The organism is Lutibacter agarilyticus (assembly GCF_900188235.1).
GTDB classification, from domain to species: domain Bacteria; phylum Bacteroidota; class Bacteroidia; order Flavobacteriales; family Flavobacteriaceae; genus Lutibacter; species Lutibacter agarilyticus.
Genome location: NZ_FZNT01000003.1, coordinates 200,938 through 222,074 on the forward strand (window position 1 = coordinate 200,938; position 21,137 = coordinate 222,074).

The following is a 21,137-nucleotide window of genomic DNA, read 5'->3' on the forward strand; positions in this document are numbered from 1 at the left end:
AATTATTTAGCTCTTTCTAGGATTTCTACTAATCTCCAACGTTTTGATTTACTCATTGGACGAGTTTCCATTATTCTAACAGTATCTCCAATATTGCAATCATTTGTCTCATCGTGTGCAACATATTTCTTAGTGCTTAACACGAATTTTCCGTACATAGGGTGTTTCACTTTTTTCACTTCAGCAACAACAATAGATTTCTCCATTTTGTTACTAGAAACTATACCTATTCTCTCTTTTCTAAGATTTCTTTTTTCCATCTTTACTGAATACAATTATTGTACTTCTCTTTTTGTTAATTCTGTAGCTAAACGCGCTACAGTTCTTCTAATTGCTCTCAATTGCATTGGAGTTTCCAATGGTGAAATTGCATGAGCCATTTTTAGATCAGTATAACTCTTTTTAAAACTTCCAAGTTTTTCTTGTAACTCTTCAGTTGATAATTCTATAATTTCAGATTGTTTCATTTTCTTAATCGGTTATTAAGCGTTATCAAAATCTCTAGCTACAACAAACTTTGTTTTCACAGGAAGTTTTTGTGCTGCTAAACGTAAAGCTTCTTTTGCTACGTGAGCTGGTACACCACCTACTTCAAACATAATTCTTCCAGGTTTCACTACTGCAACGAAATATTCAGGAGCACCTTTACCTTTACCCATACGTACTTCTAATGGTTTTTTGGTAATAGGCTTGTCTGGAAATATTTTAATCCATAGTTGACCTTCTCTTTTCATATGACGCGTTGCTGCAATACGAGCTGCCTCAATTTGTCTTGAAGTAAGTAGGTTTTGATCTAAAGATTTGATACCAAACGTTCCATTGGAAAGCTGGTGTCCTCTTTGAGAATTCCCAGTCATATTCCCTTTCGCCTTCTGTACTTTACGATATTTAACTCTCTTTGGCTGTAACATTTTTAATTTCTAAATTTTAAAAATTTATTTTCTTCTACGATTTTGTGGTCTTTTTGAGTTACCTCCTCTATCATTACCGCCCTTTCCTTGTTTTTTAGAAAGACCAACTAGTGGAGACAATTCTCTTTTACCATAAACTTCGCCTTTCATAATCCACACTTTCACACCTAAGCGTCCGTATGTAGTATGAGCCTCAACAAGTGCATAATCAATATCAGCTCTAAAAGTAGAAAGAGGAATTCTACCTTCTTTGTAATGCTCAGAACGTGCCATCTCAGCACCGTTTAAACGACCTGAAATTTGAACTTTAATACCTTCAGCATTCATACGCATTGTTGCAGCAATTGCCATTTTTATCGCTCTTCTGTATGAGATTCTATTCTCAATTTGACGGGCAATACTAGCACCTACTAAACGTGCGTCTAACTCTGGACGTTTAATTTCAAAAATGTTGATCTGAACTTCTTTCCCTGTAATTTTCTTAAGCTCTTCTTTTAACTTGTCTACCTCTTGTCCACCTTTCCCGATAATAATACCTGGTCTAGCAGTAGTGATAGTAACGGTTACAAGTCTAAGCGTACGCTCAATAATTACCGATGAAACACTTGCTTTTGATAATCTGGCATGAATATACCTTCTTATCTTATCATCTTCAGCAATTTTATCTCCGTAGTTTTTTCCACCATACCAGTTAGATTCCCATCCTCTGATAATTCCTAAACGATTTCCTATTGGATTTGTTTTCTGTCCCATTTCTACTTATGATTGATTGCTAACGTTTTTACTTCCTAAGATTAAAGTCACGTGATTAGAACGTTTTCTAATTCTGTGTGCACGACCTTGTGGTGCTGGTCTTAATCTTTTTAACATACTTGCGCTGTCTACAAAAATTTCTTTTACATATAAATCAGCATCCTCAATATTTGAGTCTTCATTTTTTGCTTGCCAGTTTGCAATGGCACTCAATAATAATTTCTCTAAATTAATTGACGCTTCTTTAACATTAAATTTTAAGATTTGTAAAGCTTTTTCAACTTCAACACCTCTTACTAAATCTGCAACTAAACGCATTTTTCTTGGTGACGTAGGACAACCAGTAAGTTTAGCAAAAGCTACTTGCTTTTTCTCCTCTTTAATCTGTTGTGCTCTTAATTTTTTTCGAACTCCCATGACCTACTATTTTTTACCTTTATTTTTCGCACCTGCGTGTCCTCTATAAGAACGTGTTGGTGAAAATTCTCCATACTTATGACCTACCATATTCTCTGTAACATATACTGGTACGAATTGACGACCATTATGAACAGCAACAGTTTGCCCTACACTATCTGGCGTAATCATAGAGGCTCTAGACCACGTTTTGATTACCGATTTCTTTCCTGACTCTACATTCCCTTGTATTTTTTTCTCTAAATTAAGAGATACGAAAGGTCCTTTTTTTAATGAACGTGCCATATTATCAATTATTTTTTTCTACGTTCTATAATATACTTATTACTCGCCTTGGTCTTAGATCTAGTCTTAAATCCTTTAGCAGGAATACCGTTTCTAGATCTTGGATGTCCTCCTGAAGATTTACCTTCACCACCACCCATTGGGTGATCGACTGGATTCATAACCACTGGTCTCGTTCTAGGTCTTCTTCCTAACCAACGAGTTCTACCAGCTTTACCTGAAACTAATAATTGGTGATCTGAATTAGACACAACACCTACTGTAGCTGAACAAGTAACAAGAATTAATCTTGTTTCACCTGATGGCAACTTCACAGTAGCATATTTCCCTTCTCTCGCCATTAACTGCGCAAATGAACCTGCACTACGAGCCATTACAGCTCCTTGTCCAGGATGCAATTCAATACAAGAGATAGTAGTTCCTAAAGGAATTTCACTTAACAACATCGTATTTCCTACATCAGGAGTTGCTCCTTTTCCAGAAATTACAGTTTGACCAACCTTTAATCCATTTTGAGCAATGATATATCTTTTCTCACCATCAACATAGTTTAATAAAGCTATGAATGCGGTACGATTAGGATCATACTCAATTGTTTTAACTGTTGCAGGAATACCGTCTTTATTTCTTTTGAAATCAATAATACGGTACTGTTTTTTATGACCACCACCTAAGTAGCGCATTGTCATTTTTCCTGAGTTGTTTCGACCTCCAGATCTTTTTTTCGAAGCAAGTAAACTTTTCTCCGGCTTATCAGTAGTGATGGTGTCGAACCCATTTACTACTCTAAAACGCTGACCTGGTGTTATTGGTTTTAATTTTCTAACTGACATTTTTATCTTTTCTTAGATATTGCTGTAAAAATCAATATTTTCTCCTTCTGCTAACTGAACTATTGCTTTTTTATAAGCTCCTTTCATTGCTTGTACAATTCCACTCTTAGTGTATTTTGTATTTCTTTGAACAGGGTAATTCATTGTTCTAACGCTTTCAATTGTAACACCATAGGCTTTCTCTACAGCATTTTTAATTTCAACTTTGTTAGCTTTTTTGTTTACAACAAACGCATAACGATTATATAATTCGCTATCATTTGTCGCTTTTTCCGTTATAATAGGTTTTATTAAAATATTCATATGCTCTACCTATTTACTTAAATTTGACTCAATTCCTTCTAAAGATCCTTCTGAAAGGATTACTTTGTTTGCATTTAACAATTCGTAAGTACTTAAACCTGTGTTAATTACGGTTTTAGCTCTTTTTAAATTGCGCGATGACAAATATACATTATTATTTGACTCTGCCAACACAAATAATGTTTTTTTGCTTTCTAAACCAAACGCCTCTAAAACAGCAGTAAAGTTTTTTGTTTTTGGAGATTCAAACTCAAAATTTTCAACAACAATAATATTGCTTTCTTTTGCTTGAATACTTAAGGCAGATCTACGAGCCAATCTTTTTAAATTTTTATTTAATTTAAAAGAGTGATCTTGCGGTCTAGGACCAAAAATACGTCCACCACCTCTAAAAACACCAGACTTAATACTACCCGCACGAGCAGTACCTGTTCCTTTTTGCTTCTTGATTTTTCTAGTACTACCAGAAATTTCAGCACGTTCTTTAGATTTGCTAGTTCCTTGTCTTTTATTAGCCAAAAACTGTTTTACATCTAAGTAAACAGCGTGATCGTTTGGCTCAATTCCAAATACAGCATCAGAAAGTTCAACTGTTCTTCCTGTATCTTTTCCTTGTATGTCTAAAACTGATACTTTCATTATTTCTGAATAATTACATAAGCGTTTTTATGACCAGGAACTGCTCCCTTAACCACAAGTAAGTTCTTTTCAGTAACTACTTTTAAAACTCTTAAATTTTGAACTGTAACTTTTTTTCCTCCCATTCTTCCTGCCATACGCATTCCTTTGAATACTCTAGCTGGATAAGATGCAGCACCAATTGACCCTGGCGCTCTTAAACGATTATGTTGACCGTGAGTAGCTTGACCTACACCGGCAAACCCGTGACGTTTTACAACACCTTGAAATCCTTTACCTTTTGAAGTTGCTGATACATCAACAAATTCACCTTCAGTAAATACTTCAACTGTTAGTTGATCACCTAATTTGTAATCCTCATCATAACCTTGAAATTCAACGACTTTTCTTTTGGCAGTGGTTCCAGCTTTTTTAAAGTGACCATCTAAAGCTTTATTAGAGCTTTTTGCCTTTTTGTCATCGAAACCTAATTGAAGAGCGCTATACCCATCAACTTCTTCGGTTCTGACTTGGGTGACTACACAAGGACCTGCTTCAATAACTGTACAAGGAATATTCTTCCCGTTTTCGTCAAAGATGCTGGTCATTCCGATTTTTCTTCCTATTAACCCAGACATTTCTATTTAATTTAATTAATTATTATTTTATTAATTCAAAAAAACAGGGTTGAAAATAATTCAACCCTGAATTTATTTTCTTATCGTTTTTCCTTCGTCAATCGCTCCGGACATGTTATTGAAAGCTAACTTTCAATATTAAAGTACTTATACTTTAATTTCTACCTCAACTCCGCTTGGTAATTCTAACTTCATTAAAGCATCAATAGTTTTAGATGATGAACTATAAATATCTAACAATCTTTTGTAAGAACTTAATTGGAATTGCTCACGTGATTTTTTGTTAACGTGTGGTGAACGTAATACTGTAAAAATCTTTTTATGAGTTGGTAATGGAATTGGTCCGTTTACTACTGCTCCCGTATTTTTTACCGTTTTAACGATTTTTTCAGCAGATTTATCTACTAAATTGTAATCGTACGATTTTAATTTTATTCTAATTTTTTGACTCATCGTTTATAATTTAGAGATTAACCTTTTGCTTTAGCTATAACTTCTTCTGCAATATTATTTGGACATTGCTCATAGTGTGAAAATTCCATTGAAGATGAAGCTCTACCTGATGATAATGTTCTTAATGTAGTTACATAACCAAACATTTCTGATAAAGGCACAGTTGCTTTAACAACTTTTGCACCAGCTCTATCATCCATTGCATTTACTTGACCTCTTCTTCTATTTAAATCTCCAACAATATCACCCATATTTTCTTCAGGTGTTACTACATCAATTTTCATAATTGGCTCCAAGATTACTGCTTTCGCTGCTTTAGCTGCCGCTTTATAACCTAATTTAGCTGCTAATTCGAAAGATAATTGATCTGAATCCACTGCGTGAAAAGAACCATCATATAATGTAATCTTCATGCTATCCATTTCAAATCCTGCTAATGGACCATTTTTCATAGCCATTTGGAATCCTTTTTCAATTGAAGGAACAAATTCTTTAGGTACATTACCACCTTTAATCTTATTTTCAAAGATTAAACCAGTTTCACCTTCAGCTACAGGCTCCATAATAAATTTAATATCAGCAAATTTACCACGTCCACCAGATTGTTTTTTATAAACTTCACGGTGATCAGCTTGCGCTGTAATAGCTTCTTTGTATTCTACTTGAGGCTGACCTTCGTTAACTTCAACTTTGAATTCACGCTTTAAACGATCTACAATAATTTCTAAGTGTAACTCACCCATTCCTGAAATAATTGTTTGACCTGAAGCTTCATCAGTTTTTGCTGTAAATGTTGGATCTTCTTCAGATAATTTACCTAAAGCCAATCCTAGTTTATCAACATCAGCCTTAGTTTTAGGTTCAACCGCAATACCAATTACTGGGTCTGGGAAATCCATAGATTCCAACACAATTGGATGCTTTTCATCACACATTGTATCTCCAGTTCTAATATCTTTAAAACCTACACCTGCACCAATATCTCCTGCTTCGATATAATCAATAGCATTTTGCTTATTAGAGTGCATTTGATAGATTCTTGAAATACGTTCTTTTTTACCAGAACGAGTATTCAATATATATGAACCTGCATCTAAACGACCAGAGTACGCTCTAAAGAATGCTAAACGACCAACAAAAGGGTCAGTAGCAATTTTAAATGCTAAAGCAGCAAAAGGCTCCTTTACATCTGGCTTACGAAGTTCTTCTTCTTCTGTTTTTGGGTTAGTTCCAACAACACCTTCTTTATCAGTTGGTGAAGGTAAATAACGACAAACAGCATCTAATAAGAACTGTACACCCTTATTTTTAAATGCAGAACCACAAACCATAGGAATGATAGACATATCCATTACAGCAGCACGCAATGCAGCGTGAATTTCATCTTCTGTAATAGAATTTTCATCTTCCATATATTTTTCTAAAAGCACTTCATCATAAGCAGCAACTTCTTCAATAAGTTTACCTCTTAATTCGTGAGCTTCCTCTTTTAAATCTTCAGGAATCTCAACAACATCAAAAGTAGCACCCATAGTATGATCGTGAAAAATAATCGCACGGTTTTTTACTAAATCTACTATTCCTTTGAAGTCATCTTCATCACCAATATTAATAACGATAGGCACTGCATTAGAACCTAACATTTCTTTAACTTGATTACAAACACCTAAAAAGTTAGATCCTTGACGGTCCATTTTATTAACGAAACCAATTCTTGGAACTTTATAATTATCAGCTAATCTCCAGTTAGTTTCAGATTGAGGTTCAACACCATCAACTGCACTAAACAAGAAAACTAACCCATCCAATACACGTAAAGAACGATTTACTTCAACCGTAAAATCAACGTGACCAGGAGTGTCAATTATATTAAAGTGATATCCTTTAGCATCACTTGTTGGCTCTCCGTTTTCAGTTGGAAACTGCCATTCACAGGTTGTAGCTGCAGAAGTAATTGTAATACCTCTTTCTTGCTCTTGCTCCATCCAGTCCATTGTTGCAGCACCATCGTGCACTTCACCAATTTTATGAGAAACACCTGTATAATAAAGAATACGCTCTGTACATGTTGTTTTACCAGCATCAATATGAGCAGCAATCCCTATATTTCTTGTATATTTTAAATCTCTTGCCATCTTTTACTTCTTAAAATCTAAGGTGAGAGAATGCTTTATTAGCATCAGCCATTTTGTGAACATCAATTCTTTTCTTAACAGCAGCACCTTCTTCTTTTGCAGCAGCTAATACTTCAGCAGCTAAACGCTGAGCCATTGATTTTTCATTTCTTTTTCTTGAATAGCTAATCAACCATTTGATAGCAATAGACACCTTACGGTCTGGTCTAATTTGCGATGGAATTTGGAATGTTGCACCACCAACTCTACGGCTACGAACCTCAACTTGTGGCATTACGTTACTTAACGCGTCTTTCCAAATCTCTAATGATGTTTTTTCTTCGTCTTGTTTCTTTGTTTCTACAATGTCTAACGCATCATAAAAAACTTTAAAAGCTACAGATTTTTTACCATCCCACATTAAGTTATTCACAAAACGTGTTACTAACTGATCGTTAAATTTTGGATCCGGTAAAAGAACTCTTTTTTTCGCCTTTCTTTTTCTCATGTCTTTACATTAAAGTTTTTAATTACTTTTTAGGTGCTTTTGTACCATACTTAGAGCGACGTTGTGTTCTTCCATCAACACCGGCTGTATCCAATGCTCCACGAACAATGTGATATCTAACTCCTGGTAAATCTTTAACCCTTCCACCTCTAACTAATACTATCGAGTGCTCTTGTAAATTATGTCCTTCTCCAGGGATGTAAGCATTTACTTCATTACCGTTAGTCAATCTTACCCTTGCTACTTTACGCATAGCTGAGTTAGGTTTCTTAGGTGTTGTAGTATAAACACGTGTACATACTCCTCTTCTTTGAGGACATGAATTTAGAGCTGCCGATTTACTCTTCTTAGTTATTTTGGTTCTTCCTTTTCGTACTAATTGCGAAATTGTTGGCATACTAAAATTTTGTTATAAATTATTTAATTTCTCTTAGGTCTTTTCTAAGAGTGCGCAAATGTACAAATAATTTATTGTTTTTCAAATATGTACATATTTTATTTTTTAAATTGATTATCCACTATTATATATGTATATTCACACCTTAATTATTTATATGTTGAAAAGCATCTTTAAATTTTTAATCTTCGGATTTATACTTTCTATTTCTTCTTTGAATTTATTTTCTCAAACTTTTGAGCTAATTATTGATGCAAACAAACCTAAAAACACTTCAGTTCTTAAAGAAATAAAATACACTAGGATTCATAAAAGTAAAAAAGAAGTTTTTGAAGAAATTGATAACATTTCAAGAAAACTTACAGCAAAGGGATATATAAATAATAAATACACCATTTCCAAAATTGACACAATTATAACAGCTCTATTTGAAATTCAAGAAAAAATAGAACTCATTCGCATTTATTATCCTGAAAATGCAGCAGAAATGGAGTTTATATCAAAATTAAGCATTAATTCAGAGCGCAATTATTTTGAAATACCGCTTTCTGAAGTAGAAAACACTTTAAAACATCTTATTTCTCATTATGAAAACAAAGGATATTCATTTACCAACATTTATTTAACTAACATTCTACAAAAGAAAAATAGACTAACCGCCGATTTAGTTTTAAACACTTCTAATAAAAGAACTATTGACAATATTATTTTTAAAGGCTATCCTGATTTTCCGAAAAAATACATTGAACATTATTTAAACATTGAGCCTGGCAAACCTTTCAATATAGAATCTTTAAGTAAATTGAATGATGATATCAACAAATTACCTTTTGTATCGCAAATTAAAAAACCTGAAGTTTTGTTTACCAAAGACTCTACAACATTATATGTATATATAAAAAAGAGACAAACAAGTAATTTTGATGGAATTATTGGTTTCTCAAATGAAGAAAACACAGGAAAATTAAAGTTTAATGGTTATTTGGATTTAAAGTTAAACAACATTTTAAATAAAGGCGAAACTTTTAATATTAATTGGGAAAACAGTCAACAAATAAACTCCTCATTAAAATTAACATTTAGCACACCTTATATCTTTAACAGTAAAATAAATGCGCTAGGTAGTTTTAATATTTTTAAACAAGACTCATCCTTCATAAATACAAAAGGAGTTGTTGAATTGGGTTACAATATAAACCAACAACATATATTAGGTGTAATTGGTATTAGTGAAAAATCTGATTTACCTTCAACCACTAACAACTCCAACAACATTTATAATTTTAGTAAAAATTCAATAGGAATCTCCTACTCCTTTGTTTTACTTGAAAAATCATTATACACCAATCAAAATAAACTAAGACTTAATGCTGAGTACTTTATTGGGAATCGAACAAATGACATTGAAAAAGAAAGACAAAATAACATTCAGCTTTTAGTTGAATATATGTTCCGCCTGAACACAAGAAATTCAATATTTATAAAAAACACCACCAAACTACTATACTCTAAAAGCATTTACGAAAATGAACTTTACAGAGTTGGCGGAATAAATTCCTTAAGAGGATTTAATGAAAACAGTATTTTCACCTCAAAATACAACATTACCAATTTAGAATACCAATACAGCGTAAATTACAACTCCTACCTTTATACTATTACCGATTTTGCACTTATCAACGATATTAATACAACTACCCAATTATACGGGATAGGATTAGGGTATTTCCTAAAAACAGATCAAATAATCTTAAATATAAGCTACGCCTTAGGAAAAAATTATAAATTACCGTTTAATTTGAATAATTCAAAAGTTCACATTAAATTAACATATCCATTTTAATTTCCTTAAAATAACAATATCATAATATCTATTTTTTTGGATATTCAACATCAAACCATCCATAAACAATCCTTATTTTTAACGTTTTTTAACATTTACTAAGAGATTAATAGCTAAAAGTTTGTTTTATTAACATATTATTAAGATTTTTGACGTAATTAATTCAAATAATTATATAATGAAAACAAAGTTTAATGGTTTTTTAACGCTTCTATTAGCGTTTATGGTGCAAATTACCTTTGCACAAGAAAAAACTGTTACCGGTAAGGTGTCCGACGCAAGTGGACCATTACCTGGAGTAACAGTAGTAGTCAAAGGTACCGATACAGGTACTCAAACAGATTTTGATGGTAACTATTCAATTAAAGCAAAAACTGGAGATGTTTTACAGTTTAGTTTCTTAGGAATGGATTCTCAAGAAAAAACAGTTAAAACTGCTAACGTCATCAGCATTGTTATGACTGAAAATGCTGAAATGCTAAACGAAGTTGTTGTAACAGCTTTTGGTAGCAAGAGACAAGCAAAATCTTTGGGTTATGCAACCACTAAAGTTAGCGGTGCTCAACTTGTTGAAGTAGCTCCTCAAAACCCTTTAGAAACTCTCTCTGGTAAAATTGCCGGTGTTGATATTTCTTCACCTGCCCAACCTGGAGCATCAACTAAAGTAATCTTTAGAGGTATTAGTTCTATTACTGGGTCAAACAGCCCTTTATACATTATAGATGGTTCACCTGTTAGTGATACTTCTTCAAGTAGTACTGGATCAACTAGTTCATTTGATGCTGGTACTGGTATTAATGATTTAGATCCAAACGTAATTCAAAGTGTTAACTTTTTAAAAGGTGCAGCTGCAACCGCTCTATATGGTTCTAGAGGTGCAAACGGAGTTATTGTTATTACTACTAAAAAAGGACGTAATAAACTAAATGTTAGTCTATCGTCTTCAGTTGAATTTCAAGAAGTATCAAGACTACCTCATTTCCAAAGTGACTTTGGTACAGGTTGGGCTGGTGTTTCTTACTCTAATGTTTCCGGTGAAGGACCTTTAGCTGCTAGTAATGAAAATGGTTCTTGGGGACCAGCTTTTAATGGAGAAGTTAGACCTTGGAGTAGAATTGTTAATAATCAACAATTAATTAAACCTTATGTTGCTTTAAGCGATAATATGAAAGATTTTTATGATACAGGTTTCTCTTACATTAATACAATTAACATTAATGGAGGTGGAGAAATGGCTGATGCATCTTTCACTTATACTAATAGTAATGCAGATGGTGTAATGCCAACAGATCAAGATAGTTTTGATAAACATAATATTGGTATTAATGCAGGCTTGAAATCTAAAAATGAAAAATTTAGTGTGCGTATAGCTGGTAACTATACTGCTAAAGAACAAAAAGCAGTTCCAACTGGACAAGGAGATGATGCAAGTTTTGGTAAATCATTAGTTCAGGAACTAATTCAAATGCCTAATGATATTAGTCTTGTTGACCTAGAAGATAGAGATAATATCTTTTACACACCTAGTTATTTTTACACACCATATGCTGCGAATCCATATACTACGTTAGAAAGTAATAATGTAGAAATACAAAAACACAGAGTTTATGGTAACACCAATTTAACTTATGATTTCACTGATGAATTCTCAGTTTCTTTCCAAGCAGCAACAGATGTTGATAATGAAACGGTTAAAAGATATGGAGCAATTATTGACTATATCCCTGGATCTCCACAAGATAATGCTGGTGCAAACGGTGTTGTAGGTGCAGTTCAAGAAAATAAATACACAACAATTCAGAATGACTTTTTCTTAAATTTAAATTGGAATAAACAAATTAATGAAGATTGGGGTGTTTCTGTATTAGCCGGAGGTAACTACAACGAACGTAAAGGTGACCAATTAAGTGTTACCGTAACTGATTTGGATTTACCAGATTATTATGAATTATCAAATTCAGCTTCTACACCAAGTTTAGGACAAAGTAATTATTTAAAAAGAGTAATTGGTCTTTATGCTCAAGCAGAAGTTTCTTGGAAAGACAGATACTTTGCTACAGTAACTGGTAGAAATGATATGTCTTCATCACTTCCAAGCGAGAACAATTCTTATTTCTACCCTTCTGTTTCTCTTGCTGCTGTTGTTGTTGAAAACAACGATATGTTTATTAAATTAAGAGGAAGTTGGGCTCGAATTGGAAATGACACTGGTTCTTACCAGGTATTTTCTACAGCTGGTCAAGCTTCGAACGATGGCTATTTTGGGCAAATTACTTACCCTTTTGGTAATGTAAACGGTTATGAAATTTATGGAAGAATTGAAAACCAAGAATTACAACCTGAAATTACAGATGAAATTGAATTTGGTTTTGATACTAGGTTTTTCCAAAACCGTTTAGCTTTAGATGTTTCATTATACAGCAGAAAAACTAAAGATTTAATTGTGAATCTTCCAGTTGCTCGTTCTACAGGTTACTCAACAGTTACCGGAAACTTTGTTGATTTAACAAATAAAGGTATTGAATTAGCTCTTACAGGAAAAGCAATAGCTAAAGATAACTTTAAATGGGATATTACTTACACTTTCACTAAAAACGACAATAATGTAGATAGAGTTGCAAGTGACGATGGTAAAATATCAATTTATAGTGCTTATGGAACTAATTTCTATGCTGAAGAAGGTAAACCAATGGGAGCTTTCTACGGACCTGCACCAGCCAAAACGGATTCTGGACAAATTATTGCAGATGCTGCAACTGGTTACTATACTTACTCAGGTGAAGAAGAATATCTAGGAAATGCTCAAAGAGATTTCATCATGGGATTACAAAATTCTTTCAAATATAAAAATTGGAGTTTAAATGTTGGAATGGACTGGAAAAAAGGTGGTATGATGTATTCTTACACAAAAAGACTAAGTCATTTTGTTGGTAATGGTATTGAAACTACTTATAACGGAAGAAATCCTTGGATAATTCCTAACTCAGTTGTTTCAGATGGAAACGGTGGTTATGTTGAAAACACAAAACAAGTAGAATTTGACGATGTAACTGCATTTTACAATGCATCACAAAATCAAGCAATTGAAGGTGAACATTTAATTGATAAATCATTTTTCAGAATTAGAGACGCTGTAATATCTTACGCATTCCCTTCTGAGATGATTCAACAGTCAGGATTCTTAAATTCTTTGGTTCTTTCTTTATATGGAAAAAACTTAGCATTATGGACTCCTGGAGAAAATCCATATGTTGACCCAGAAACTACTTCGTATGGTAGAGGTATAAGAAGTGAATTTGGTGAATTCGCTACAAATCCTGCACAAAGATCTTTTGGAGGAAGTGTTAAATTGACTTTTTAACTATTAAATTATAAACAATGAAAAAAACATATAACAAAATAGCTAGTTTATTATTAGCTAGTATATTTATCTTAATCTCTTGTGAAACTGATTTAGATATTAATAATGATCCAGATCTGTTATCACCAGATCAAGTACCTATGAACTCTGAATTACCTGCTGCAATAACAGGAATCGGTGCTTCAGCAGGTTCTTATTTAGCAATTGTAGGTGGATTTTGGAGTCAATATTGGACACAAAGTGCGGTTGCTAACCAGTACAAACTTATTGATGATTATACATTACCTGCTAGTTCAGGAATTGTAAACGGTACTTGGTCTTCTATGTATGATGCGTTAACTGATGTACGTAACATTAAAAGAATCGCTAAACTAAATGAGAATTGGAATTACTATTTAATTGCTACTAGTTTAGAAGTATATGCATCTCAAATTTTAGTTGATTTCTACGGTGAAATCCCTTATTCTGAAGCTAACAATACGGCAATTTTAAATCCAATTTTTGAAAGTGGTCCCGTTGTTTACGACCTTATGGTAGTAGATTTAAAAGAAGCTCTTGGGAAAGATTTATCTGCTTCTCCTATTGACGATGCTCCAGGAAATACCGATTTTATTTTTGGAGGAGATATGAATAAATGGAAACAGTTTGCAAATACATTATTGTTAAAAGTATTACTTAGACAATCTGAGGCTAATTCAGCATATGCTCAAACTCAAATTACATCATTAATCAATTCTGGTGCAATGTTTTTAAATTCTGATGCTGCTATTACTCAATTTGTAGATGAAGCTAGTAAAAGTAATCCACTTTTCGAAACTGACAGAAGACAATTAAATGTTGGAACTAATCTTAGAGCTAGTGCCACTTTAGGTTCTTTCTTAACCGTTAACAATGATCCTAGACAGCCACTCTTTTATGATGGTGAAAACTACCAATTACAAGGTGATTTTGATGAAGGCTCTTCAACATCATCTATTGTAGAATTATCTGCTACAGATCCTGTATATTTCATTTCGTTAGCTGAAAGTAAATTTTTACAAGCTGAAGCTGATGTTAGATATATGGGTGGAAATAAAGCTAAAGATTTATATGAAGAAGGCGTTATGGCTGCATTCAATCAATGGGAATTAGATGGAAGCTCTTTAGTTTCAGGTGTATATGCATATCCAGCTGGTTCGTTAGAACAAAATATCGAAGCAATTATTACTCAAAAATGGGTGTCTTGTTTCCCTGGAAATGGATTTGAAGCGTTTTTTGAACAAAACAGAACTGGCTACCCAAAAGTATCTTCAGTTCCTCAGGATGATCCATCTTATAATGCTGGTGATTTTTCCTATTCAGTAGAAGGTAAAACAGGTGGATTATTTCCAAAAAGACTTGTTTTCCCACAAGATGAACGTCAAAGAAACTCAAATGCTCCGGCTGCAAGTTCTTTAACCGACAATGTGTGGTATGATATTAATTAATTTAAAAATATAAAAATGAAATATTTAAATATAATTTTAACACTATTTGTAACTGTGTTGGTTTCTTGCTCTGTAGATAGTACTGGAGGCGTATCATCAGTAACAGATTATCCTATTATCACCTTAAACGGCGACGAAGTTGTTTATATTGAGCAAGGGTCGACTTACAATGAACAAGGGGCTATTGCAATGGAGGGTGAAAACGAAATTCCAACAGAAATTACTTATAGTTCTGGTTCATATTACGGAAATTCTGGAGTTGACACAAATACTCCTGACCAATACACTGTTTCTTACTCTGCTGTAAATGCAGATGGGTTTGCTGGTAATGCATTAAGAACGGTTTGGGTAGTTCCTGCAACAGGCGATTTAGTAAATTCAATTGAAGGTTTATACACTGCTGACGCGCAACGTGCACCAACATTTACTCCTAGTTCTCAATATCAAGATATGGAATATGTTATTATCACAAAAACTGGAGGAAATACTTATTCTATTACCCACGCAATTGGTGGTTACTATGATATGGGTAGAGGTTATGGTCCTGGGTACGCTGCTGCAGGTGCAATAATAACTGCAAATGACATTCCTTCTAATGATTTCTCTATATCACAAGCTGTTTTCCCTATTTGGGGGAATACTGTTGATGTTACAGAATTCACTGTAGATCCAACAACTAAAATGATTACATTTACAGGTGATGGTAACTTTGGAAATGGAACATTTAAAGTTCAATTAAAACAAGTTCAATTTTAAAAATACTTATTATGAAAATAAATAAATTAAAAAATATAACGAGTACCATAATGTTGTTCTTTGCACTTGCAACATTAACAACTTCTTGTGATGAAGTTGGCGATCTTGATGTTGGCGGTACTAACGTTGAAGCTATGTCTGGAGATTGGTGGATAATAGCTTTAGAACCAGATGGTGTTACTCCCGCTTATGGAGGTGATTACGAGCAGTTTTCTACATATAACACTGCGGCAAATGACAATGGCTTATGGATTAATGATTATGGACATTGGATGGAAATTCAAACTAAAGTAGTTGTAAATCTTAGTGATAAGACTTTTGCTGGAGTAGCAAATTCTCCTGAGGAAATTACAGGAGCTACTGTTTCAGTTAGCAATGGTAAAATTACTAGTAAAGATTATGTTACAGAAAGTAATACTACAGTTGATGCTATTGAATTTGAAGCTGAATTTAGTTGGGATCCAGGTGTTGTATACAAATTTATGGGACATAAAAGAACAGGATTTGCTGAAGATGAAAATCCTCACTATTCTAATTAATTATTATTGTAATTACAAGATTAAAAAATCCAGAGAAACTTTTCTCTGGATTTTTTTATTTAAACCAATAAATAACTCTTAAAAAACTTTAACGCATTTAGGTTTTCCATAATTTAAACAGAAATTATTATAATAATAGATTTTCCTTTTTTATACCAATCATTTGCAGCATGGAAAATGAAGCATCTAAAATATTTGGAATACGGGCTGTTATTGAAGCAATTAATGCTGGTACAACTATAAGTAAAGTATATTTACAAAAAGGATTAACTGGACATTTATTTTCAGAGTTAAACACACTTATAAAGTCGCATAACATAGCTAACAGTTACGTTCCTGTTGAGAAACTAAATCGGTTTTCAAAAAATAGTAATCACCAAGGGGTTGCTGCACAAATATCTCCTATTGAATTTTACGATTTAGACGAATTAATAAGTACTACTTTAGAGAAAAAAAGTGCGCCGCTATTTTTATTGTTAGATCAACTTTCTGATGTTCGAAACTTTGGTGCTATCATAAGAACTGCTGAATGTACAGGTGTTGATGGAATTGTAATTCAAAAGCAAGGAAATGCTCCTGTAAGTGCTGATACTATAAAAACATCGGCTGGAGCTGCTTTTAAAATACCTATTTGCAAAGTAGATCACATTAAAGATGCTATTTTTCAATTTCAAGCTTCTGATATACAAATAGTAGCTGCAACTGAAAAAACCGAAAACTTAATTTATAGTGGAGATATGAATAATTTCACTTATATAAGTGATAAATTTCATGAAGCAAATTTGGAAGGAATTATTCTTAGCTACGAAGAAGTTGAATTTTTACAAGCTGAAACAATTTGTAATACACTATAACAATGGTGTAAAAGCTTCTATTGAATAATGGACAGGAAGTGATGATGCTACTTATTTAGCAAAATCAACAGTTTCTTATAATGCAGCTAATTGGCCCGAAAGTATTGGAGTTCAAAAGTGGATTGCTATTTATGGTAAAGGTTTTAAAGCTTGGAATAGCAGAAGAATGTTGGATTACCCTGCAATGAATACTGATTCTGTATCTAACTTACCTGTACCTAGACGCTACCTTTACAGTAATGATGATGATGCTCAAATTAAAAAAGCTAATTAAGAGGCTGCTACATCTACGGTGGGTGGTGACGAATTAGATTCAAGAGTTTTTTGGGATATCAAAGGTATAGGTAATTAACATCCAAATAATTTATAAGCATTAAATTTAAATGTTTTATACAGCCCTTCTTACCTTTTCATTCATACTACAATATACATAAAGCACTAAAAAGAACAAGTAAACCTGAAACAGATGCTATTCAAAGAACACTCTTAAATTAAAATTATTTTGAGTTAGAAATTACGCAACAACTAATGCTAATCAAAAACAATACTGTTCTACCTAAATATTTATCAGAAATTTTAATAGAAAATAGCTCCACAAAACAATAAACATATTATATTATCTCTTTTTAAGATCATTTTCGCTTTAATTAAACTTAACAAAACGTTAAGAATCAAGCAGTCTATTCCAATAAAAAAGATACAATAAAAACCCTAACTTCATATTTTAACATTTTAATATTAAAAAAATATAAAATTAACGCAACCTTAACTATTTAATTTCATCTTATTATAGTTAACTTAGTACATATATATGTAAAAGTTGTTTCTGTAAATCACACACTTTTTTATATATTTACAACGAATTTAAACATAAATTTAACTCAAACAATTTACAATGAAAACAAAGTTTAATGGTTTTTTAACGCTTCTATTAGCGTTTATGGTGCAAATTACCTTTGCACAAGAAAAAACTGTTACCGGTAAAGTGTCCGACGCAAGTGGACCATTACCTGGAGTAACAGTAGTAGTCAAAGGTACCGATACAGGTACTCAAACAGATTTTGATGGTAACTATTCAATTAAAGCAAAAACTGGAGATGTTTTACAGTTTAGTTTCTTAGGAATGGATTCTCAAGAAAAAACAGTTAAAACTGCTAACGTCATCAGCATTGTTATGACTGAAAATGCTGAAATGCTAAACGAAGTTGTTGTAACAGCTTTTGGTAGCAAGAGACAAGCAAAATCTTTGGGTTATGCAACCACTAAAGTTAGCGGCGCTCAACTTGTTGAAGTAGCTCCTCAAAACCCTTTAGAAACTCTCTCTGGTAAAATTGCCGGTGTTGATATTTCTTCACCTGCCCAACCTGGAGCATCAACTAAAGTAATCTTTAGAGGTATTAGTTCTATTACTGGGTCAAACAGCCCTTTATACATTATAGATGGTTCACCTGTTAGTGATACTTCTTCAAGTAGTACTGGATCAACTAGTTCATTTGATGCTGGTACTGGTATTAATGATTTAGATCCAAACGTAATTCAAAGTGTTAACTTTTTAAAAGGTGCAGCTGCAACCGCTCTATATGGTTCTAGAGGTGCAAACGGAGTTATTGTTATTACTACTAAAAAAGGACGTAATAAACTAAATGTTAGTCTATCGTCTTCAGTTGAATTTCAAGAAGTATCAAGACTACCTCATTTCCAAAGTGACTTTGGTACAGGTTGGGCTGGTGTTTCTTACTCTAATGTTTCCGGTGAAGGACCTTTAGCTGCTAGTAATGAAAATGGTTCTTGGGGACCAGCTTTTAATGGAGAAGTTAGACCTTGGAGTAGAATTGTTAATAATCAACAATTAATTAAACCTTATGTTGCTTTAAGCGATAATATGAAAGATTTTTATGATACAGGTTTCTCTTACATTAATACAATTAACATTAATGGAGGTGGAGAAATGGCTGATGCATCTTTCACTTATACTAATAGTAATGCAGATGGTGTAATGCCAACAGATCAAGATAGTTTTGATAAACATAATATTGGTATTAATGCAGGCTTGAAATCTAAAAATGAAAAATTTAGTGTGCGTATAGCTGGTAACTATACTGCTAAAGAACAAAAAGCAGTTCCAACTGGACAAGGAGATGATGCAAGTTTTGGTAAATCATTAGTTCAGGAACTAATTCAAATGCCTAATGATATTAGTCTTGTTGACCTAGAAGATAGAGATAATATCTTTTACACACCTAGTTATTTTTACACACCATATGCTGCGAATCCATATACTACGTTAGAAAGTAATAATGTAGAAATACAAAAACACAGAGTTTATGGTAACACCAATTTAACTTATGATTTCACTGATGAATTCTCAGTTTCTTTCCAAGCAGCAACAGATGTTGATAATGAAACGGTTAAAAGATATGGAGCAATTATTGACTATATCCCTGGATCTCCACAAGATAATGCTGGTGCAAACGGTGTTGTAGGTGCAGTTCAAGAAAATAAATACACAACAATTCAGAATGACTTTTTCTTAAATTTAAATTGGAATAAACAAATTAATGAAGATTGGGGTGTTTCTGTATTAGCCGGAGGTAACTACAACGAACGTAAAGGTGACCAATTAAGTGTTACCGTAACTGATTTGGATTTACCAGATTATTATGAATTATCAAATTCAGCTTCTACACCAAGTTTAGGACAAAGTAATTATTTAAAAAGAGTAATTGGTCTTTATGCTCAAGCAGAAGTTTCTTGGAAAGACAGATACTTTGCTACAGTAACTGGTAGAAATGATATGTCTTCATCACTTCCAAGCGAGAACAATTCTTATTTCTACCCTTCTGTTTCTCTTGCTGCTGTTGTTGTTGAAAACAACGATATGTTTATTAAATTAAGAGGAAGTTGGGCTCGAATTGGAAATGACACTGGTTCTTACCAGGTATTTTCTACAGCTGGTCAAGCTTCGAACGATGGCTATTTTGGGCAAATTACTTACCCTTTTGGTAATGTAAACGGTTATGAAATTTATGGAAGAATTGAAAACCAAGAATTACAACCTGAAATTACAGATGAAATTGAATTTGGTTTTGATACTAGGTTTTTCCAAAACCGTTTAGCTTTAGATGTTTCATTATACAGCAGAAAAACTAAAGATTTAATTGTGAATCTTCCAGTTGCTCGTTCTACAGGTTACTCAACAGTTACCGGAAACTTTGTTGATTTAACAAATAAAGGTATTGAATTAGCTCTTACAGGAAAAGCAATAGCTAAAGATAACTTTAAATGGGATATTACTTACACTTTCACTAAAAACGACAATAATGTAGATAGAGTTGCAAGTGACGATGGTAAAATATCAATTTATAGTGCTTATGGAACTAATTTCTATGCTGAAGAAGGTAAACCAATGGGAGCTTTCTACGGACCTGCACCAGCCAAAACGGATTCTGGACAAATTATTGCAGATGCTGCAACTGGTTACTATACTTACTCAGGTGAAGAAGAATATCTAGGAAATGCTCAAAGAGATTTCATCATGGGATTACAAAATTCTTTCAAATATAAAAATTGGAGTTTAAATGTTGGAATGGACTGGAAAAAAGGTGGTATGATGTATTCTTACACAAAAAGACTAAGTCATTTTGTTGGTAATGGTATTGAAACTACTTATAACGGAAGAAATCCTTGGATAATTCCTAACTCAGTTGTTTCAGATGGAAACGGTGGTTATGTTGAAAACACAAAACAAGTAGAATTTGACGATGTAACTGCATTTTACAATGCATCACAAAATCAAGCAATTGAAGGTGAACATTTAATTGATAAATCATTTTTCAGAATTAGAGACGCTGTAATATCTTACGCATTCCCTTCTGAGATGATTCAACAGTCAGGATTCTTAAATTCTTTGGTTCTTTCTTTATATGGAAAAAACTTAGCATTATGGACTCCTGGAGAAAATCCATATGTTGACCCAGAAACTACTTCGTATGGTAGAGGTATAAGAAGTGAATTTGGTGAATTCGCTACAAATCCTGCACAAAGATCTTTTGGAGGAAGTGTTAAATTGACTTTTTAACTATTAAATT

At 33.0% G+C, this 21,137-nt stretch carries 21 protein-coding genes and 1 pseudogene; 8 read left to right on the forward strand and 14 right to left on the reverse strand.

All coding sequences use genetic code 11. From position 1 onward, the window contains the following. Positions 1 to 2: 2 nt before the first annotated feature. The 14 genes from rpsQ to rpsL form a co-directional block, all read right to left on the reverse strand. Positions 3 to 260 (reverse strand): 30S ribosomal protein S17, encoded by a 258-nt coding sequence (gene rpsQ, locus CHB67_RS05960; protein WP_089380849.1) that lies wholly within the window; start codon positions 258 to 260, stop codon positions 3 to 5. A 15-nt stretch (positions 261 to 275) separates the two neighbouring features. After that, complete coding sequence (gene rpmC, locus CHB67_RS05965; RefSeq protein WP_089380850.1) at positions 276 to 467, reverse strand: 50S ribosomal protein L29; 192 nt, start codon at positions 465 to 467, stop codon at positions 276 to 278. 15 nt (positions 468 to 482) lie between these two features. Then, complete coding sequence (gene rplP, locus CHB67_RS05970; RefSeq protein WP_089380851.1) at positions 483 to 911, reverse strand: 50S ribosomal protein L16; 429 nt, start codon at positions 909 to 911, stop codon at positions 483 to 485. 24 nt (positions 912 to 935) lie between these two features. Beyond that, entirely contained in the window at positions 936 to 1,664 is a 729-nt protein-coding gene (gene rpsC / locus CHB67_RS05975) for a 30S ribosomal protein S3 (protein ID WP_089380852.1), read from the reverse strand. Between the two features lie 6 nt (positions 1,665 to 1,670). After that, positions 1,671 to 2,081 carry a 50S ribosomal protein L22 gene (gene rplV / locus CHB67_RS05980; protein ID WP_089380853.1) on the reverse strand — a complete coding sequence of 137 codons (411 nt, stop codon included), beginning with the start codon at positions 2,079 to 2,081 and terminating at the stop codon, positions 1,671 to 1,673. 6 nt (positions 2,082 to 2,087) lie between these two features. Then, a complete protein-coding gene (gene rpsS / locus CHB67_RS05985; RefSeq protein WP_089380854.1) occupies positions 2,088 to 2,366 on the reverse strand; it encodes a 30S ribosomal protein S19 in 279 nt (92 codons plus the stop codon). 8 nt (positions 2,367 to 2,374) lie between these two features. Beyond that, complete coding sequence (rplB, locus tag CHB67_RS05990) at positions 2,375 to 3,199, reverse strand: 50S ribosomal protein L2 (RefSeq protein ID WP_089380855.1); 825 nt, start codon at positions 3,197 to 3,199, stop codon at positions 2,375 to 2,377. Between the two features lie 12 nt (positions 3,200 to 3,211). After that, positions 3,212 to 3,502: a 50S ribosomal protein L23 gene (gene rplW, locus CHB67_RS05995; RefSeq protein ID WP_089380856.1), complete on the reverse strand. Its 291-nt coding sequence runs from the start codon at positions 3,500 to 3,502 to the stop codon at positions 3,212 to 3,214. 9 nt (positions 3,503 to 3,511) lie between these two features. Next, positions 3,512 to 4,141 carry a 50S ribosomal protein L4 gene (gene rplD, locus CHB67_RS06000; protein ID WP_089380857.1) on the reverse strand — a complete coding sequence of 210 codons (630 nt, stop codon included), beginning with the start codon at positions 4,139 to 4,141 and terminating at the stop codon, positions 3,512 to 3,514. Continuing rightward, entirely contained in the window at positions 4,141 to 4,758 is a 618-nt protein-coding gene (gene rplC / locus CHB67_RS06005) for a 50S ribosomal protein L3 (RefSeq protein WP_089380858.1), read from the reverse strand. The genes rplD and rplC overlap by 1 nt, the downstream gene beginning before the upstream one ends. A gap of 147 nt (positions 4,759 to 4,905) precedes the next feature. Next, complete coding sequence (gene rpsJ, locus CHB67_RS06010) at positions 4,906 to 5,211, reverse strand: 30S ribosomal protein S10 (protein WP_070237956.1); 306 nt, start codon at positions 5,209 to 5,211, stop codon at positions 4,906 to 4,908. 17 nt (positions 5,212 to 5,228) lie between these two features. Next, positions 5,229 to 7,346 carry an elongation factor G gene (fusA, locus tag CHB67_RS06015; RefSeq protein WP_089380859.1) on the reverse strand — a complete coding sequence of 706 codons (2,118 nt, stop codon included), beginning with the start codon at positions 7,344 to 7,346 and terminating at the stop codon, positions 5,229 to 5,231. A 10-nt stretch (positions 7,347 to 7,356) separates the two neighbouring features. Then, positions 7,357 to 7,833 carry a 30S ribosomal protein S7 gene (rpsG, locus tag CHB67_RS06020; protein ID WP_089380860.1) on the reverse strand — a complete coding sequence of 159 codons (477 nt, stop codon included), beginning with the start codon at positions 7,831 to 7,833 and terminating at the stop codon, positions 7,357 to 7,359. Between the two features lie 22 nt (positions 7,834 to 7,855). Next, a complete protein-coding gene (gene rpsL / locus CHB67_RS06025; RefSeq protein ID WP_068206887.1) occupies positions 7,856 to 8,230 on the reverse strand; it encodes a 30S ribosomal protein S12 in 375 nt (124 codons plus the stop codon). 130 nt (positions 8,231 to 8,360) lie between these two features. Here rpsL and CHB67_RS06030 point away from each other — a divergent pair, with 130 nt between their 5' ends. The 8 genes and pseudogenes from CHB67_RS06030 to CHB67_RS06060 all read left to right on the forward strand — a co-directional run bounded on the left by CHB67_RS06030 (position 8,361) and on the right by CHB67_RS06060 (position 21,127). Further along, positions 8,361 to 10,073: a POTRA domain-containing protein gene (locus tag CHB67_RS06030; RefSeq protein WP_089380861.1), complete on the forward strand. Its 1,713-nt coding sequence runs from the start codon at positions 8,361 to 8,363 to the stop codon at positions 10,071 to 10,073. 178 nt (positions 10,074 to 10,251) lie between these two features. Further along, the gene (locus CHB67_RS06035; protein WP_089380862.1) at positions 10,252 to 13,434 is read left to right on the forward strand and encodes a SusC/RagA family TonB-linked outer membrane protein; all 3,183 of its coding nucleotides are present in this window, start codon (positions 10,252 to 10,254) and stop codon (positions 13,432 to 13,434) included. Positions 13,435 to 13,451: 17 nt separating this feature from the next. After that, positions 13,452 to 14,900: a SusD/RagB family nutrient-binding outer membrane lipoprotein gene (locus CHB67_RS06040; RefSeq protein ID WP_089380863.1), complete on the forward strand. Its 1,449-nt coding sequence runs from the start codon at positions 13,452 to 13,454 to the stop codon at positions 14,898 to 14,900. Positions 14,901 to 14,915: 15 nt separating this feature from the next. After that, a complete protein-coding gene (locus CHB67_RS06045; RefSeq protein WP_089380864.1) occupies positions 14,916 to 15,656 on the forward strand; it encodes a BT_2262 family domain-containing protein in 741 nt (246 codons plus the stop codon). Between the two features lie 11 nt (positions 15,657 to 15,667). Further along, complete coding sequence (locus tag CHB67_RS06050; protein WP_089380865.1) at positions 15,668 to 16,195, forward strand: lipid-binding protein; 528 nt, start codon at positions 15,668 to 15,670, stop codon at positions 16,193 to 16,195. A gap of 170 nt (positions 16,196 to 16,365) precedes the next feature. Continuing rightward, on the forward strand, positions 16,366 to 17,049 hold the full coding sequence (locus CHB67_RS06055) for a TrmH family RNA methyltransferase (RefSeq protein WP_089380866.1): 684 nt from the start codon (positions 16,366 to 16,368) through the stop codon (positions 17,047 to 17,049). Between the two features lie 49 nt (positions 17,050 to 17,098). Continuing rightward, a pseudogene (locus tag CHB67_RS17180) lies at positions 17,099 to 17,323 on the forward strand (SusD/RagB family nutrient-binding outer membrane lipoprotein); the annotation flags it as partial. 621 nt (positions 17,324 to 17,944) lie between these two features. Then, complete coding sequence (locus CHB67_RS06060; protein WP_089380862.1) at positions 17,945 to 21,127, forward strand: SusC/RagA family TonB-linked outer membrane protein; 3,183 nt, start codon at positions 17,945 to 17,947, stop codon at positions 21,125 to 21,127. Positions 21,128 to 21,137: the final 10 nt, after the last annotated feature.